Raw genomic sequence first — 16,439 nt, 5'->3', positions numbered from 1 at the left:
CGGTGGCCGTCGCTGTTCCCGTTTACTGGTCAGGACCGTGTGCGACATGGTCGTCGACGAGGAGGCGGGCACCGTGCGCGGTGGGATTCGGCGTAGTGGCGAGGCGACAGCATGGGCAGTAATCGGAGTGTCGTTGCTGGCGGGGTGTCAGATTCCGACTGGTGCTCCGGAAAGTTCGGAGACCAGCGGCGCGGCTTCCAGCAAGGCACCGGTGGTTTCGGTGGCCGAGGCGCGGAAGCGTCTCGGGGAGCTGTCGGTCGCGGTTCGCGGCGGCCTGGACGGCTATGACCGGGCCAAGTTTCCGCATTGGAAGACCGTGTCCGGCAAGTGCGATGTCCGTGAGGAGTTGCTGAAACGCGACGGCGTGAACGTCGAGGTCAACGCGGAATGCACTGCCGTGTCCGGGTCGTGGCGTAGCCCTTATGACGGTGAGACGTGGCGGAAGGCGGCCGACGTGGACGTGGACCACGTGGTGCCGCTGGCTCAGGCGTGGGCCAGTGGCGCGAAGTCGTGGGAACAGTCCAGGCGCGAGCAGTTCGCCAACGACCTGACCGGACCGCAGCTGCGGGTGGTGACCGACAACGTCAACAAGCAGAAGAGCGACAAGGCCCCCGATCAGTGGAAGCCGCCGTTGGTGACCTACTGGTGCACCTATGCGACAGCCTGGATCGTGGTCAAACGCGCGTATGGACTCACGATCACGGTCCCGGAGCGGAACGCGTTGTCGAGCATGCTCGACCGCTGCTGAGGCCGCGGTCGCTGTGAACTAGTTGTCCCGCGCTTATGAACTCCGGGTCTGCACGACGACGAACGGGTGCCGTTCACGTGCGGCGCGCGACCGGTCTGGTACTGGCACTGGCGGGCACCGCCGTTGGCGCCGCGCTCGTGGCCTGCGCCGAGAGAGTCGCGTTCCTGGAACCGAAGTCGTTCGACGGGTATCGGTTCTGGATCGTCGGCGACGTCGCCAGACCGGGGTTGGCGGTCATTGTCCAGCTGCTGCCTTTCCGGGCCGTGGGCGTAGCGCTGGCGTTGTCCCTCGGCCACCGGTCGAACGCGTTGGCTCGAGGTCGAACAGGGTGGTCGCGCCGATCATCGGGCGGCAGGACGGACGGTGACAAGACACGCGGCGCTCATCAACGAACCCGAGGCGGTGCGGGGAAGACAGCTGGATGAGGCCGGCCCGCGGTCACATCCAGGCACGAAGGGGCGGCCGCTTTGAAGGTATCGTCCAGTTCGGACGAAAGTGAGCCCGGCTAGACCGTCAGGACCCGTTCGACGAACGCCCCGGCCGCCAACAGTTTCCGGTCACCGCCGACGGCGCCGTCGAGCGCCAGCCCGGCGGGTAGGCCACCGCGGCCTTGTCCCATCGGGAGGGTCAGGCCGGGAACACCCGCGATGCTGCCGGGCTGGCAGTTTCGGATGAAGGTCGGGAAGGTCGGGACCGCGCGCCCACGGTGGATGAACTCTTCGATGGAGGAAAAGTCCTGGGCTGTCGCTGGTGTGGTGGGGAATCCCAGTGCGTCGATGCCGGTCTGGTCGAAGATCCTCGCGTAGGCGTGGCGTAAGGCCGAGCGGTTGGCGAGGGCGGCCTCGTAGACGGCCGGCTCGATGCCGGGCACGACTGACTCGGCGAAGATCGCCCGGACATCGGCCGCGGCGACTTCGTCGACGAGTTGCTCGAACGAAATCTCCGGCACGTACTTGGCGAGGTACGCCCGTAGCCCGGTGCCGGCTTCGTGGATCACCAGCGGCATGCCCTGATCGGCGACGAGTTCGGCGAGGGGTGTGTCGTCGACCGGCACCAGAGTGACCCCGGCCGCGCGCAGACGGATCAGCGCGGCCGTCCACAGTTCTTCGACGTCGTCGGCCAGGTCGCCGGTCAGGAAACCGTGCGGCACGCCCAGCCGGATCGGCGCGAGTCCGAACAGGGGTTCCGGTTTCTCCGCCGCGAGTACGGCGTCGAGGAACGCGAGATCGGTGACCGTGCGGGCGATCGGCCCCACCGTGTCCCGGGTGCTGCTCAACGGCGTGATGCCGTCGGACGGGTAGCGGCCCGTGGTGGGCCGGAAACCGCAGACCCCGTTCAGCGCGGCGGGCACGCGCACCGAACCCCCGGTGTCGGTGCCCAGACCTGCCGGGACGATGCCCGCCGCGACGGCCACCGCGGTTCCGCCGCTGCTGCCCCCGGCGAAGCGGGACGGGTCACGGGCGTTACGCACCGGACCCAGGGGAGTCGTGTCGCAGGTGATGCCGAACGCGAGTTCGTGCATGGTCGCCTTGCCGATGACGGTGGCGCCCGCGTCGAGCAGGCGGCGGACCACGCCCGCGTGCTCACTCGGAACATGGCGCGCCAAAGCCGGGGTGCCCGCGGTGTTCGGCATGCCCGCGACGTGGATGTTGTCCTTGACGACCACCGGAAAGCCGGTGCTCGGCCCGATCGGCTCCGGCGCGAGGTGGCTGATCGCGTGGAGGTCCTGGACTTCTTCCGCCCGCGTACGGCATTCGGCGGCACTCCGAGTTCCCTTCACCGGCGGCACCTCCAGATCGCGGGCGGCCAGCTTAGCGTGACAAGGACGATCGTCTCGTCCGGACACCGGGTGTGACCACGGTCGGTGACGTGCCGGCACAACCACCCCCATGGCGTGCGCTCGACCACTGTTCCCTCTGCCTTGCCCGAGTTGTGTGACGGCCGACTGCCCTCCTGCTCCGGCGAGCCCGGACGGCCACACCGTGTCGATCACTCCGTCGGCGCCCGGCACGATGGCCCGCTCGCCGAACTTGCGTGCTCCATCACGACTTGAAGTCGGCGGCGTGGTCAGCCGCCCATTCGCCGAAGGTGCGCGCCGAAGTCCCGGTAAGTTGTTCCACCGTATCGGTGACCATCTCGGGCTGGGTCACCATGGCCGCGTGTGCGGCCAGGATGCCGTCAACCAATGCCGGCGGAAGACCGGCGAACAGTTCCTGCCTGGCATCCTCCGGGGTTACCTCCTCGAACCGCACCGGGCGCCCGATCGCCGCGCCGATCGCCTGAGCCTGCTCGAACTGTGTGATCGCCTCCGGCCCGGTGATCGTGGGCCTGGCTCCCTTGAGTCCCTCCTCGGTGAGCGCCATAACTCCCACCGCCGCGATGTCTCGCTCGTGGATCAACGCCCGCCGGGCGGCGCCGTGAACCCACCGCACCACACCCTCCGCCTGGATCTGTTCCGCCCAGGCCAGCGTGTTGGCGGCGAATCCGCCCGGACGCAGGAACGTCCATTCCACGCCGGAGTCCTCGATCAAGCGCTCCAACTTGGCGTGGGAGCCCAGGATCCCCTCGGTCGTGTCCTCGGATACGCCGTTGCTGGACAGATAGACAATGTGCCGCACCCGTCTGGCGATCTCGGCGATGGTCTGCGACGCGGCATGGTCCGCCTCCATGGTGGGCCAGACCAGAAACACCGAGTCGACCCCTTCCAGGGCGAGACCGAGGCTGCCCGGATCAGCCAGGTCGCCACGCACGACGTGCACGCCGTCGGGCAGCAGGGCTCGCTGCGGATCCCGGACCAGCGCGCGTACCGACAGACCTTTATCCAGCAGCTGGGACACCACACTGCCGCCGACTCGCCCGGTGGCTCCAGTCACCAAAATCATGATTCGCTCCTCGCATCGTGGCTGACTTACTGGACGCTACGATGCAACCTCCATCAAGGTGGAGGCCAAGTCCTGAAGCCTGCTGCTTGCGCACCGTCTGCGAAGCGAATCGGCGAGCCCGCACGATCTTCCCGCAACGCCGGTTCTCCTGATCGCTCAACCGGCGCGCCGGAACCGGTCCTGTCATCCATCCCCGGGAATGCCGCCAGGCATGCGACCAACCCGGCCCAGCTTGCAATAGATCCATTTTATCTTCATAGATCATGAAAGGAATTCGCTTGTCGAATCGCGGTAAACTCAAGATGTCGTCTTATGGCTTCGCGTGAAGAATGCGACGAGAAAGGGTCGGGATATGGTTGGGCGGCATGCCGTGCCGTTTTCGGGCCGTTCGAGGTCCGGTCGCAACCGGTTCTGACCAGCACGACCGTGGTCACAACGAAGGGGGCGTTCGAAGCTCCCACATGAGCCGAACGCCCCCTCGACGGGCCTTCATGATGTCCGGTCCGCGAGGGCGTCCGGGGCCCGGATAAGCTATCGTCAAGTTCTCGCCCTCGTGGCAGCGCGAGGTGGGTGATCTCCAGCAGTTCCTCACCCCGGACGCCCGTGTGGCGCAGCACCTCGATCGCCGCCCAGGCCATGAACGCTCTTGCTCGAGCTTGACGACGTCGACGCGCTCCTCAGCGGCCAGGTCGAGGACCATCAACGGTGGAGGCTGGTCGCGGTAGTAGGCCTTGCTGTAGGCGACCGGGACGATGCGCTGGTTCGCGGCCGGCGTGGGTGAATGTCTCGCCGACCTCGCCCCGCCCGCGGTGTCGGCGCGGCGGATGGGGTTGCGGACGGCCCACTGAGCCGAGGAAGGGTCCTCGTGCGCCCATTCCTGAAGATCTTGGACCTTTCCGGCCGCACTCGTGCGAAGGCGCTTATGACCTGCATGATCAGCGTAGCGGACATGTTCGTGACGTGCTCTATCCACGTTGGCATCGGCACCAATCGCCGGGGTGAAACGACCTGGCCTGCACCCCTCCAACGCGAGGGACAGATCGGACACGGCGACTATGCGGCGTCTCCAGCGCGGTCGCCGCACTCTCAGCACCTGCGGCGGTTCGTCTTCGAGTGACTCATCCCGAGGCTCGCCGTGCAGATATACGACGACACAGCGCAGATTGCTCGTACAGAACAGTGGGACCTCTACGCCGTGAAGAAATCGATCAGGGCGCGGGCAATCTGGCCGGGGGAGTTCTCGGTGGGGATGTGTTTCGCTTCTGGGATACGGATGAGCGTGGTCTGCGGGATCTCCAAGGCGAACTTCTCGGCGTACTCCAGCTTTTCGAAGCTGTCGTCCTCGCCCCAGATCAGCAACTTGGGCGTTGTGGACCGCCGCAGTGCCGGAACGAGATCAAGGGTGTAGCGGCTTTCGGCCGCGCCCGCCATGGCCAGCCAGGAGCGGCGGACCCGCGGCTCGGTGCACGGCTCCAGATAGTCAGCGATCCGCTGCTCGGTGGCGGCACCAGCCAGATCCGTTGTCACGGCCTGCTGGCGAGCGGCGAGAAACTCATCCGCGGTGGTCGTCGGCGCGGCGTCCAGGAGCCGGGCCACGTGAGGCGCTGGCCAGGAGTCGTAGGTGACCGAATTGACCAAGGCCAGCCTGGACATCGCCAGCCGATCGTGCGCGAGGAGATGCTGGGCGACGGCGCCGCCGATGTCATGACCTGCCACGGCGATCGGCCCGGAGAGCTTCAGCACGGACGCGAATCGCACCACCCAGTCCGCAAGGGCCGGGACCGTGGCCGTTTCCAGGGTGAGCTCGCCTCCCGAGTGCCCCAGCCCGGGGAAGTCGACCGCGATGGGCCTCAGCCCCACCTCCGCGAGGTGGCCCAGCACCGGCAGCCACACCCGGCTCCAATACGTTCCGTGCAGCAGCAACACGGCCGGTCCGTCCTGTCCCGTGGTCAGGTAGCTGGCCGTTTCGCCGTCGACCTGGACCGCGGTCCTCAGCACACTCATAAGACCACTGTGACCGGGGTTCACCTCCTGGCCGAGAGTCCAGAAAGACATTCGTGGGTACATTCGTGCCATGGACCGTCATCGGGTGGTGGCTCTGCTCAACCCACCCCGGTCACCCTTCGAGCTCGCCTGTGCCGCCGAGGTCTTCGGCACCGTCCGGCCGGACGTGCCGGTCCACTACGACTTCCGGATCTGCGCCGAACGCCCCGGCCCCCTGCGGACCACCGTCGGCTACACGATACTCGTCGACGCTGGACTGGGCGGCCTGCAGGAGGCAGACACCGTGGTCATCCCCGGCTGGCAGCCGCCCGAGACACCGGCGCCGCCGACCGTCATCGAGGCGTTGCAGGCTGCCCACCAGCGCGGGGCGCGGATCGTCGCCATCTGCACGGGAGCGTTCGTCCTCGCTCAGGCCGGACTGCTCGACGACCGCCGCGCCACCACCCACTGGCGCCACACCGCCCAACTCGCTGCCACCTTCCCCGAGGTGCAGGTGGACCCGGACGTGCTCTACGTGGACCACGGCGACGTGGCGACCAGCGCCGGCACCGGCGCGGGCATCGACCTGTGCCTGCACCTCGTACGTTCCGACCACGGCGCGGCCCACGCCGCCCAGATCGCCAGGAACATGGTGCTGCCCCCACATCGGGAGGGCAGCCAACTCCAGTACGCCACCCCGCCTGCCCCGGCCAGGACGGAGGAGTCCTTGGCGCCACTGCTGGAGTGGGCCACCACCCAGCTCGACACCCTGACCGTCGGCCGGCTCGCCGAACGCGCCGGACTGTCGAGCCGAACTCTCGCCCGGCGGTTCACCGAACAGCTCGGCACCAGCGCGGGACAGTGGCTGCTCAGCCAGCGCCTCGACGCGACACGGGTACTGCTGGAACAGACCAACCTCCCGGTGGAAGCCATCGCCACCCGGGTCGGACTCGCCTCGGCGGTCAACCTGCGCCGCCGCTTCCGGGCGCACCTCGGCACCACACCCGGCGCCTACCGACGGACCTTCGGCGAAACCCGATAGGTAACAAGCGAATCCCGCCCCCCGATGGGGTTTCTGGTCACCAGTCCGGGCTGTCAAACGAACGGTGGTGCGTCACGATATTTCCCGGCATCGTCGACGATCTCGCTGCCGCACCCGTCCACATCGCACAATGTCGCTCGCCGGTCAGATCCCGACGATCAGCGCCCAAGTATCCGGCAGCGGAGGAACACGGGCACATCTTCAGATGACCCGAAGGTCGCGGCTGTAAGACCCAGGGCCCAGAGACTTCGGACATGATCGGTCCCCGGTCCGACGCGCGCGGGTGTCCCGCTGGAATTGACTGGCGGGCAACGTGATCGCACCCGACGGGAAGAAGACCTGATGCTCAAGTTCGACCAGCTCACCAAGCGACGAGGAGCGGCGACGATCCTCTCCGACGTCAGTTTCGAAGCATGCCCTGGCAGGGTGACCGGATTCCTCGGGCCCAACGGCGCCGGGAAGTCGTCCACCCTGCGGATCCTGCTCGGACTCGACCGGCCGACCTCGGGAACCGCGCTGGTCGACGGCGTTCCCTTCGCCGAGCTGCGGGATCCCCTGCGCAAGGTCGGCGCCGTACTGGACAGCTCGGGGGCGCATCGTGCGCGCACCGGACGGGCGCATCTGAGGTGGATCGCCGCGGCGGGCGGCATCCCCCGTAGCAGGGTGGACGAGGCCCTGGCGGAGGTCGGCTTGTCCGAGGCCGCGGGCAAACGCGTCGGCGGCTACTCGCTCGGGATGGGGCGACGGCTGGCCCTGGCGGCGGCGCTGCTCGGTGACCCTGAGGTACTGGTCCTCGACGAACCGGTCAACGGCCTCGATCCGGAAGGAATCCGCTGGATCCGCGGCTTCCTCCGCGAACGCGCCCGGGACGGACGTACCGTCCTGCTGTCGAGCCATCTCATGGGAGAACTGTCCGAGACGGTCGACGACGTCGTGGTCATCGACGGCGGCAGGATCGTCGCGCAGGGAACGCTCGCTGAAGTCGTCGGCGGGCACCGGAGCCTGGAGAACGCCTTCTTCGCGCTCACCTCGGGGGCCGTGCGATGAGGGCTTATCGGGGCGAACTGCGCAAGCTCGTCTTCCTGCCGTCGGTCTGGGCCGCGGTCGCGGTCGGCGTGCTGGTCCCGGCCACCCTCACGATCCTCAACGCGAAGTCGGCGGTCGCGGCCGGTCGCGGCGGCAACGTAGACATCGGGTTCCAGGAACTCGCGTTCGGCGTGGTGGGGGCGGTGATCCTTGGCGTCGTCGCGGTGAGCAGCGAATACACCACAGAGGGGAGGAGCGCCGGTGGCGGACGCCAGATCACCACGAGCCTCACGGCCGTGCCGTCGCGGCGGCGGTTGCTGATCGCGAAGCTGACGGCGGTGATCACCGTGATCGCCACTCTGGCGGCGGTCTCCTCGGCCATCACCCTGATGACAGTCGAAGCACTGCTGGGTGAGGGAGCCGGCGTCAGCGGCCTTGGGCGTCTGCCCGGAGTCGTCCTCTACTGGGTACTGACGGCACTGCTCGCGTCCGGTCTGACATTGCTGACGCGCAACGGAATCCTGCCGCTCACCGTGCTGATCCTGAACACGTCGGTGGTCACGGTCACCTACCTGCTCGCGAAACTCACGCCGCTGGCCGTGTTCTTCCCTGACCTGGCCGGGATCCGTATGTTCATCAAGCGAGTGGATCTGCCCGTCCAGCTCGCGCCGGTCACCGGCGGCCTGGTGATGACGGCCTGGGTCGCGGCGTTGCTCGCCGCGGGCTTCCTGGTCTTCCGCGGGAGGGACGCATGACGGGCGGCCGGGCGATCCGCGCCGAGACACTCAAACTGCTCAGCCTGCCGGCGACGTACTGCACCGTGCTGGGCACAATCGGCGTTTCGGCAGTCCTCGCGATCGCGTTTTCGCGGCAGGGCGTCTCACCCGTCGGCTACACGCAGGCCGGGTTCATCGTCCTCGGCGTCATCGCCGCGACGTCGGAGTACAGCGACGGCCAGATTCACCTGACTCTCATCGCCATGCCACGCCGGATCGCCCAGCATCTGGCCAAAATGGCCGCCCTGCTGATCGTGAGCGTCCCCGCGGCCATCTTCACCGTGCTGGTCGGCCTCCTGGTGGCCGGCGGACCATGGTCCGCCGCGGTGGGAGCGAGTGCCTATCTCGCGCTGACCACTGCGCTGTCCGCCGCCGTCGCGACGGTCTTGCGGTGGAGTGTTCCGGCGGTGACCGGGCTGCTCGGGTACTACTTCATCGTGGGCCCGCTTCTCCGGGATCGAGTCACGTTCGCGGCATACCTGCCGGACGCCGCAAGTCACGACCTCGTCGCGTTCGGCGGTTCGACCGTCGTGCTGGGCTGGGTGCTCGTCGCGGTGGGGTTCTCCGCGACCACGTTCCATCGGCGGGACGCTTGACCGCGTGCCTCAGCTTCGCGGAACCACCAGTCCCTGGTCGTACGCCGTGATCACCAGCTGAGCGCGGTCCCGGGCCGACAGCTTGCTCAACAACCGGCTGATGTGCGTCTTCACCGTCTTGATGGAGATGGTCAGCGTCTCGGCGATCTCGGTGTTGGACAGCCCGCGACCGACGAACGTGAGGATCTCGATCTCACGCTGGGTCAGCCCGGCAGGCGGACGCGGGCTCCGGTGCGGCGGCGCCGCGACGTAATGCTCTATCAACCGCGTGAGGATGCCGGGCGCGAACAGGGATTCGCCGGCTTGCGTCCGGCGGACGGCGGCGATGAGCTCGTCGGGTTCGGTGTCCTTGAGCAGAAAACCGCTCGCCCCCGCGCGAAGCGCACCGTAGACGTACTCGTCCAGTTCGAACATGCTCAGCACGAGGATTCTGGTCCCGGCCAGGTCGGGGCAGGCGCTGATCTCCTTGGTGGCCACGATGCCGTCCTGGCCGGGCATGCGGATGTCCATCAGCACGACGTCCGGGCTCAGCCGCCGCGCCATCTCCACCGCCTGCGGTCCGTTCTCGGCCTGTCCGACGACGACCATGTCCGGGGAGGTGCCGATGATGATCGCCAGGCTGTGCCGCAGCAGCCGTTGGTCGTCGGCGAGCAGGACCCGGATCGGTGGCTGTTCGGGATTCGTCACCATGCTCCGTCGGGTAGCCGTGCGGTGAGCCGGAAGCCGGTCCCGGCCGGTGCCGCGTGCAGGCCGCCGCCGAGCACCTCGGCGCGTTCTCGAAGTCCCGCCAGGCCGTGGCCTGCACCGCGGTTGGGGGACCAGTCGCCTCGCGGCCCGTCGTCCTCGACGGTCACGACGATCGTGTCGCCGTCACGCCGTAGACCGATGTGAGCGATCGTCGGTCCGGCGTATCGCGCGGTGTTCGCGACGGCTTCGCGGACGATCTCACAGACTGTCGCCTGCACCCCAGGGGAAACGTCCCCGAGTTCGCCGACGTCCAGCCGCGGCGCCAGACCCAGCGAGCGGGCGGCCTCGACGATGGCCGGAAGATCCGACAGCTTCCGCACGGGCTGCAACGGTGCGTCGTACTCGGCAGGGTCGCGAAGCACGGCCAGCATACGTCTGAGTTCGGTGACCGCGTCCCGGCTCGCCTGCTCGATGTCGACGAGCGCCTGCTCGTGTTCGGCTTCCCGCACGTCTCCTTGGACCCGCCTCGCCGCACTGGCTCGCAGGGTGATCACGCCGAGGCCGTGGGAAACGATGTCGTGGAGTTCCCGGGCGATCCGGAGCCGCTCATGGTGCGTGGCGTGCTCTGCCGCCCAACCCGTGAGGCGTGCTTCGTAGTCGAGGCGCCGCTTGCGCGCGCGAACCAGCGTCCACGTCGTCACTCCGATGGCCGTGGCCACGACGAGAATCGGCACTACAACCGCGCTTGGTCCATTCGCTCCGACAGCCAGCAACGCGACCGCGGCTACGACCAGCACCGCGGAGGCGGCCAGCCATGCACGCGATCGCCACTCTGGACGATCCGGTGGTGTCATCACCGGCCATCGTATTACCCGACGGGCGGGGCCGTGATTACTTCTCGCGGAAGCCGCTTCCGGTCATCAGGCGGCGTGCGCCACCGCCGTCGAAAGCAGGAGGACGGCCGACGGGAGGAGAGGGTTGGCTGTGTACGGGGCTGGCTGTTGGAGGTGTCCGCTCGCGGCCGTCGTCGAGCGGACGCGGGATGGTGGGGCGTTGTGGTCGTGGTGATCGTCGTCCGGCGACCCGCCAGGCTGGTGGGTGGGGTGTGGTTGGAGGTGTCGGTGAAGCGGCGGAGAGTTTGTTTGGCGGCGCGGTCGTCGGGTGCGTGGCCGGTGCTGCGTTCGGCCCAGAAGACCAGGGCGCTAATGGTCTGGCGGATGGTGTCGGGCCGGTATTTGGGGTAGTCGTCGGTGTCTTGGTCGTGATCGTGTTCGTGCCGGTCTGGTAGCCGCGGGTGTGGCACCAGTGCTGGTAGTGCGCGAGGCGAGCGCGGTAGTAGCTGATGGTTTTGTCGGAGTACCTACGCAGCATCGACGGGCGAAGTTCCGTCTCGGAACGCGAGAACCTGGACACCTACGCATGGAAGCGCCGATTCTCGATCACCACAAAATGTGGATGATACCCGCGAATTGCTGATCGGAGTGAGACTTGCATTCACACCATACACTTGTCCCATAATGAGAGGAATTCGCAGCGTTAAATCACAGCCCCCGATGTTTCCTCGTGGACTTCCATGAAGAACGCGACGAGAAAGGGTCCGGATATGCCTGGACGGCATGCCGTCGAGTGACTCACTCTGTTTCAACCTCCGGGCCGCCTGACTGTCTACTGTGGAATTTCTGGGCCGTTTCCGGGCCGTTTGATGTCCGGTCGCAACCGGTAGCAACCGGTACTGACCAGCACAAACAGCCGGTACGACGGAGGGGGCGTTTGAAGCTCGCTCATGAGCCTCAACGCCCCCTCGGCGACCTGCCTGACGGGTCGGCCGGTCAGGCCATCGGAGGCTGGTCGCGCCACCAGCGCTGGCCGGCTTCGGGGAGGGTGGAGATCGGGTCGTAGTAGGGGTAGCGCTGCTGCAGGGCCTCGTCGGCGTTGGCGACGTTTTCCCTGTCTACGCTGGTCAGGTAGTTCTTGGTCCAGTACGAGATGCCCAACTCGCGGTCGTACTCGGCGAGCTGGTGCACCCAGCGCTTTCCTACGTAGGGAACGTCGCAGACGATGCGCGGGGTGGCGTAGCCGGGCAGGTAGCCCATGATCGCGTGCTGCAATTCTTGTGCCTCGTGCACGGAAACCCGCCAATGTTCGGCGTTCGGGATCATGTCGCACATGTAGAAGTAATAGGGCAGGATGTTCGCTTCGCCCTGTAGTGCGAAGCACAGGTCCAGTAGTTCGGCGGGGGTCGCGTTGACGCCCTTCATCAGCACGCCCTGGTTGCGCACGTCGCGGACGCCGACGTCGAGCGCGGTCCGGGCGGCTTCGGCGACCAGCGGGGTGACCGACTGTGCGTGGTTGACGTGGGTGTGGATCGCGAGGTTGACGCCGCGACGCTGTGCGGTGACGGCGACGCGCTCGAGGCCTTCGACGACCTTCGGCTGGATCCAGTGCTGTGGCAGGGCGGCGAGCGCCTTGGTCGCGAGCCGGATGTCGCGGACGGTGTCGATGTCCATCAGTCGCATGAGGAACGACTCCAGCTGCGGCCACGGCACGTTGGCGACGTCGCCGCCCGACACCACCACGTCGCGCACGCCGGGGGTCTTCTTCAGGTACTCGATCATCGCGTCCTGGCGGTCGACCGGTTTGAGCGAGAGCTTGTGCTTCTCGACCTGCTCGGTGGAGTTGCCGACGAGGTCCATCCGGGTGCAGTGCCCGCAGTACTGGGGGCAGGTGGAGATCATCTCGGCGAGGACCTTGGTCGGATAGCGGTGGGTCAGCCCCTCCACGACCCACATCTCGGCTTCGTGCAGTGAGTCCCGTTCGGAGTGCGGGTGGCTCGGCCACTCGGTGTCGCGGTCGCTGCGCACCGGGAGCATGTAGCGGCGGATGGGGTCGGTGTACCAGGCCTCGGTCACCTTCGTCGGGTCGGTGCCCGCGTTGGGCGCCATGGTGTTGATCATCTGTGGCGGCAGCAGCATCGACATCGTGGCCATCTCGCGCTGGTCGGCGAGCATGTCCTCGTAGAAGCGCTCCTCGAGCTGGTCGCCCATCAGGGCACGCAGCTGCTTGGCGTTGCGGATGCAGTGCACTCGCTGCCACTGCGCGTCGCGCCACTCTGCCTCGGTCACGTCATGCCAGCCGGGGAAGCGGCGCCAGTCGGGTTCGATCAGCTCGACTCGGGTGTAGTCGTAGGGCTGATCGTAGGCGGCTACCGGCGAGGTCGGCTCCTGGATCGCAGTCACTTATACTCCTCATCGTCGGAAACGCGTGAAAATATCCTGTCACATCGTTCCGATGACGTAAATATTCCTGTCGTGCGCGGTGTGTCAGGCGGACATTGACTCCGCGTTCGACCGGTGCGCAGGTACTCGAACACGGCGGCATCGTCGCGGCGCCGAGCATGGGCACGACAGCGCGATCGGCTCCCCGGCTCATTTCATCGGCCCTGACCACGCCGTGCTCATCCGCAAGCTGCAAACTCGGGAGGTGACGAACGCACGAACCACGCTCCTGCTCGGCGGGCGCATCTACAGCCCCTCGGCCCCCGACGCCACCGCCATGGCGATCACGGACGGCACTGTCGTCTGGGTGGGACAGGACGGCCCGGCCAAGGCATTGCATCCCGACGCCGAGGTGATCGACCTCGACGGCGCGTTCGTCGCCCCCGCGTTCGTCGACGCGCACGTCCACGCCACCGCTACCGGCCTGCACCTCACCGGGTTGAACCTCGCCAACATCCGCGGCGCCGGAGAACTGCTTGCCGCGGTCCGTGACACCGCCAGGCCCGGCCAGGTGCTGGTCGCGCACGGCTGGGACGAGTCCCGGTGGACCGACGGCAGGCTGCCCAGCCGCGCCGAACTCGACGAGGCCGCGAACGGGACTCCGGTGTACCTGAGCCGGGTCGACGTCCACTCCGCCCTCGTCTCCAGCGCCCTCGTCGCCCTGGCACCCGGTGTGCGGGACGCGGCGGGCTGGTCGGCCGACGGGCCACTGACCCGCGACGCGCACCACCGTGTCCGCGCCGCGATGCGCGAGGCGATCACGCCCGGTCAGCGACGCGAGGCCCAGCGCGCGTTCCTCGCCGAGGCCGCCGCGAGGGGGATCGTCAGCGTCCACGAATGCGCCGGCCCGGACATCTCCGGCGCCGAAGACCTCACCGATCTGCTCGCGCTCGCCACCGAACCGGGATTGCCGGAGGTCGTCGGCTACTGGGGCGAACGCGGCGGAGGCGACACGGCCCGCGCGCTGGGTGCCAGGGGAGTGGCGGGCGACCTGTTCGTCGACGGCGCCCTCGGCTCCCGTACCGCCGCCCTGCACGAGCCGTACTCCGACGCGCACGGCACCTCCGGGACGCTCTACCTCGACGCCGCCGCCATCGGTGCGCACGTCTCCGCCTGCACCGAAGCGGGACTGCAGGCCGGTTTCCACGTGATCGGCGACGCCGCGGTCGCCGAGGTCGCCGAAGGATTCCGGCTCGCGGAGAAGACCGTCGGCCGTCGGGCGCTGGCCGCCAGGTACCACCGGCTCGAACACGTCGAGATGATCGACGTCGAGCAGGCCCGCGCTCTCGCGGGCTGGGGCGTGGTCGCGTCGGTCCAGCCGCAGTTCGACGCGGAATGGGGTGGCGCGCACGGGATGTACGTCGACCGCCTCGGCGCCGAGCGAGCGGCGAAGCTCAATCCCTTCGCCGCCATGGCCGCCGAAGGGCTCCTGCTCGCCTTCGGTTCCGACGCGCCGGTCACGCCTGTCGATCCGTGGGCCACCGTCCGCGCCGGCACCTACCACCGCACCCCGGGCGCGGGGCTGTCCGCTCGCGCGTCCTTCACCGCCCACACCCGCGCGGGGCATCGCGCCGCCGGGGTCAACGACGGCGTCACCGGCAGCCTCGTCCCGGGCGCTCCCGCGCACTACGCGATCTGGGACGCCACGGATCTGGTCGTCGCCACACCGGACTCGCGGGTACAGCGCTGGTCGACCGACCCGCGGGCGGGTGTGCCGCCGCTGCCGAACCTGGAAGAAGGGGCGACGCTGCCCCGCTGCCTGCGCACGGTCCGCGACGGGCAGGTCATCCACGATGTGTTCACCCGGACGACCTAGGGTTCAGGGGTGTCCTCGACCGTGACCAGCCCGGACCCCGAAGCGGCGCCGCGCAAGCGCTTCTTCCGCGCCTGGCTCCTGCGTTTCCTCATCGCCGCGGCGTCGGGTTTCACGCTGTACCTGAGTTTCGCGCCGCGTCCGCTGTGGTGGCTCGCGCCGCTGGCGTTCACCGGCTTCGCGCTGGTGGTGCACGGACGCCGGTTCCGTGGCGCGTTCGGCTACGCGTTCGTGTTCGGGATGGGGTTCTTCCTGCCACTGCTGACCTGGCTGCTGGACTTCCTCGGACCGGACTTCGGGCCGTGGCCGTGGCTCGGGCTGGCGATGGCGCTGTCGGTGTATCTCGGTTTCGGCGGGGCTTTCGCCACCGTCGTGTGGAACTTGCCGCTCGGGCCCCTGTGGGCGGCGCTGGTGGTCATCGCGCTGGAAACGCCGCGTGCCTGGTTCCCGTTCGGCGGGTTCCCGTGGGGTCGTGTGGCGTTCAGCCAGCCCGAGGGCGCGTTCGTCTCGCTGGCTTCGATCGGCGGTGCTCCGCTGGTCGGTCTCGCCGTCGTGCTGACCGGGTTCGGTATCGCGGCCCTTTGCTTGCGGTTCAAGGGTTCCGATCCCCGGCGTTCCGTCGTGGCCGCGTCCGCGCTGACGTTGGTGCCGGTGGTGGCGGGACTCGCGGTGTGGCCGACGATCGGCACCGAGGCCCAGGACGGCGAACTCACCGTCGCCACGGTGCAGGGCAACGCCCCCGACATCGGCCTGGCGCTGGAAGGCCGCCGCGACGAACTCCGCGGCAACCACCTCGCCGAGAGCGCCCGGCTGCTCGAAAAGCTGAAGGCGGGCGACATCAAGGTCGATCTGCTGATCTGGCCCGAGACCGCGATGGCGATGCGCACCGGTGACGCGGGTGTCGACCAGATGGTCCGCGACTACGGCACGCAGGCGATCATCGGCGCGCTGGTCCGGCTGCCGGACGGCTCGGCCCAGAACTCCGCGCTCGCCTGGGATCCGGTCACCGGCCCGGGTCAGCGCTACGCCAAGCAGCAGCTCGTCCCGTTCGGCGAGTACGTCCCCGCCCGTGAGGTCGCGAAGCTGGTGACGCCGTTCGTCGACAGCGTGGCGAACATGACACCGGGTGACGGCGCCAACGCCGCGCTGTCGGTCGCGGGAACCAAGGTCGGCGTCTTCATCTGTTACGAAACCGCGTTCGACTACCCCGCCCGCGAATCGGTCGCCGACGGCGCGGAACTGCTCGTCGTGCCGACCAACAACGCCTGGTACGGACCGGGGGAGATGAGCTACCAGCAGCTGGCGATGTCGCGGCTGCGGGCGGTCGAGCACGGCCGCGCCGTGGTCGTTTCCGCTACCAGCGGGGTCAGCGCGATCGTCGCGCCCGACGGTTCGATCACGGCCTCCACCAGCCTTTTCACCGCAGATTCCCTGGTGGGGCGCGTGCCGCTGAGGCAGCAGACTACGCTGTCGGATCTACTCGGTGTAACGACGGAGTACGGACTGCTGGCACTGGCGGTCGCCGGGGTTACCGGTGGGTACATACTCCGTTTTCGCACCCGGCGCGCGAGCGCCGCCAAGGCAACGAGGGAAGCGGCGGGCTGACCCGCC

14 protein-coding genes are annotated in these 16,439 nt (G+C 68.2%); 8 read left to right on the top strand and 6 right to left on the bottom strand.

Going from position 1 to position 16,439, the window contains the following annotated elements; translation table 11 throughout:
* Window positions 1-46: 46 nt before the first annotated feature.
* Together ACM6LU_RS19305 and ACM6LU_RS19300 are read left to right on the top strand one after the other, a co-directional pair.
* Window positions 47-748, top strand: coding sequence for a DUF1524 domain-containing protein (locus ACM6LU_RS19305; RefSeq protein WP_414939088.1), 702 nt, complete (start codon window positions 47-49; stop codon window positions 746-748).
* A gap of 35 nt (window positions 749-783) precedes the next feature.
* Window positions 784-1,173: an iron chelate uptake ABC transporter family permease subunit gene (locus ACM6LU_RS19300; RefSeq protein ID WP_414939087.1), complete on the top strand. Its 390-nt coding sequence runs from the start codon at window positions 784-786 to the stop codon at window positions 1,171-1,173.
* 80 nt (window positions 1,174-1,253) lie between these two features.
* On the opposite strand, the gene ACM6LU_RS19295 is transcribed toward ACM6LU_RS19300, so the two are convergent.
* From ACM6LU_RS19295 to ACM6LU_RS19285, 3 genes are all read right to left on the bottom strand, one after another.
* Window positions 1,254-2,528, bottom strand: coding sequence for an amidase family protein (locus tag ACM6LU_RS19295; RefSeq protein ID WP_414939086.1), 1,275 nt, complete (start codon window positions 2,526-2,528; stop codon window positions 1,254-1,256).
* 262 nt (window positions 2,529-2,790) lie between these two features.
* Entirely contained in the window at window positions 2,791-3,630 is an 840-nt protein-coding gene (locus tag ACM6LU_RS19290) for an NAD(P)H-binding protein (RefSeq protein WP_414939085.1), read from the bottom strand.
* A 1,188-nt stretch (window positions 3,631-4,818) separates the two neighbouring features.
* Entirely contained in the window at window positions 4,819-5,634 is an 816-nt protein-coding gene (locus ACM6LU_RS19285) for an alpha/beta fold hydrolase (protein ID WP_414939084.1), read from the bottom strand.
* Window positions 5,635-5,704: 70 nt separating this feature from the next.
* Here ACM6LU_RS19285 and ACM6LU_RS19280 point away from each other — a divergent pair, with 70 nt between their 5' ends.
* The 4 genes from ACM6LU_RS19280 (at window position 5,705) to ACM6LU_RS19265 (ending at window position 9,053) form a co-directional block, all read left to right on the top strand.
* Complete coding sequence (locus ACM6LU_RS19280; RefSeq protein WP_414939083.1) at window positions 5,705-6,655, top strand: helix-turn-helix domain-containing protein; 951 nt, start codon at window positions 5,705-5,707, stop codon at window positions 6,653-6,655.
* 342 nt (window positions 6,656-6,997) lie between these two features.
* Window positions 6,998-7,702: an ABC transporter ATP-binding protein gene (locus tag ACM6LU_RS19275; protein ID WP_414939082.1), complete on the top strand. Its 705-nt coding sequence runs from the start codon at window positions 6,998-7,000 to the stop codon at window positions 7,700-7,702.
* The gene (locus tag ACM6LU_RS19270) at window positions 7,699-8,436 is read left to right on the top strand and encodes an ABC transporter permease (RefSeq protein WP_414939081.1); all 738 of its coding nucleotides are present in this window, start codon (window positions 7,699-7,701) and stop codon (window positions 8,434-8,436) included. Before ACM6LU_RS19275 ends, ACM6LU_RS19270 begins: the two co-directional genes overlap by 4 nt.
* Entirely contained in the window at window positions 8,433-9,053 is a 621-nt protein-coding gene (locus tag ACM6LU_RS19265) for a hypothetical protein (protein ID WP_414939080.1), read from the top strand. Before ACM6LU_RS19270 ends, ACM6LU_RS19265 begins: the two co-directional genes overlap by 4 nt.
* A 9-nt stretch (window positions 9,054-9,062) precedes the next feature.
* Here ACM6LU_RS19265 and ACM6LU_RS19260 read toward each other — a convergent pair whose 3' ends face one another.
* The 3 genes from ACM6LU_RS19260 to ACM6LU_RS19250 all read right to left on the bottom strand — a co-directional run bounded on the left by ACM6LU_RS19260 (window position 9,063) and on the right by ACM6LU_RS19250 (window position 12,976).
* Window positions 9,063-9,743, bottom strand: a complete 681-nt coding sequence (locus ACM6LU_RS19260; protein WP_414939079.1) for a response regulator — start codon at window positions 9,741-9,743, stop codon at window positions 9,063-9,065.
* Window positions 9,737-10,459, bottom strand: a complete 723-nt coding sequence (locus ACM6LU_RS19255; RefSeq protein WP_414939078.1) for a sensor histidine kinase — start codon at window positions 10,457-10,459, stop codon at window positions 9,737-9,739. Before ACM6LU_RS19255 ends, ACM6LU_RS19260 begins: the two co-directional genes overlap by 7 nt.
* Window positions 10,460-11,569: 1,110 nt before the next feature.
* Window positions 11,570-12,976: a KamA family radical SAM protein gene (locus ACM6LU_RS19250; protein ID WP_414939077.1), complete on the bottom strand. Its 1,407-nt coding sequence runs from the start codon at window positions 12,974-12,976 to the stop codon at window positions 11,570-11,572.
* Between the two features lie 244 nt (window positions 12,977-13,220).
* Between ACM6LU_RS19250 and ACM6LU_RS19245 the strand changes: the two genes are divergently transcribed.
* Window positions 13,221-14,831, top strand: a complete 1,611-nt coding sequence (locus ACM6LU_RS19245) for an amidohydrolase (RefSeq protein ID WP_414939076.1) — start codon at window positions 13,221-13,223, stop codon at window positions 14,829-14,831.
* A 9-nt stretch (window positions 14,832-14,840) separates the two neighbouring features.
* A complete protein-coding gene (gene lnt / locus ACM6LU_RS19240) occupies window positions 14,841-16,433 on the top strand; it encodes an apolipoprotein N-acyltransferase (protein WP_414939075.1) in 1,593 nt (530 codons plus the stop codon).
* The last annotated feature ends 6 nt before the right edge of the window (window positions 16,434-16,439 follow it).

Source organism: Amycolatopsis sp. cmx-11-51 (genome assembly GCF_047608665.1).
In the GTDB taxonomy this organism is placed as follows: Bacteria; Actinomycetota; Actinomycetes; order Mycobacteriales; family Pseudonocardiaceae; genus Amycolatopsis.
This window is presented reverse-complemented; position numbering and strand designations above follow the sequence as displayed.

Coding starts and splice junctions, on each gene's coding strand:
- ACM6LU_RS19305 (WP_414939088.1), top strand. CDS start 47: ATGGTCGTCGACGAGGAGGCGGGCACCGTGCGCGGTGGGATTCGGCGT.
- ACM6LU_RS19300 (WP_414939087.1), top strand. CDS start 784: ATGAACTCCGGGTCTGCACGACGACGAACGGGTGCCGTTCACGTGCGG.
- ACM6LU_RS19290 (WP_414939085.1), bottom strand. CDS start 3,630: ATGATTTTGGTGACTGGAGCCACCGGGCGAGTCGGCGGCAGTGTGGTG.
- ACM6LU_RS19285 (WP_414939084.1), bottom strand. CDS start 5,634: ATGAGTGTGCTGAGGACCGCGGTCCAGGTCGACGGCGAAACGGCCAGC.
- ACM6LU_RS19280 (WP_414939083.1), top strand. CDS start 5,705: ATGGACCGTCATCGGGTGGTGGCTCTGCTCAACCCACCCCGGTCACCC.
- ACM6LU_RS19275 (WP_414939082.1), top strand. CDS start 6,998: ATGCTCAAGTTCGACCAGCTCACCAAGCGACGAGGAGCGGCGACGATC.
- ACM6LU_RS19270 (WP_414939081.1), top strand. CDS start 7,699: ATGAGGGCTTATCGGGGCGAACTGCGCAAGCTCGTCTTCCTGCCGTCG.
- ACM6LU_RS19265 (WP_414939080.1), top strand. CDS start 8,433: ATGACGGGCGGCCGGGCGATCCGCGCCGAGACACTCAAACTGCTCAGC.
- ACM6LU_RS19260 (WP_414939079.1), bottom strand. CDS start 9,743: ATGGTGACGAATCCCGAACAGCCACCGATCCGGGTCCTGCTCGCCGAC.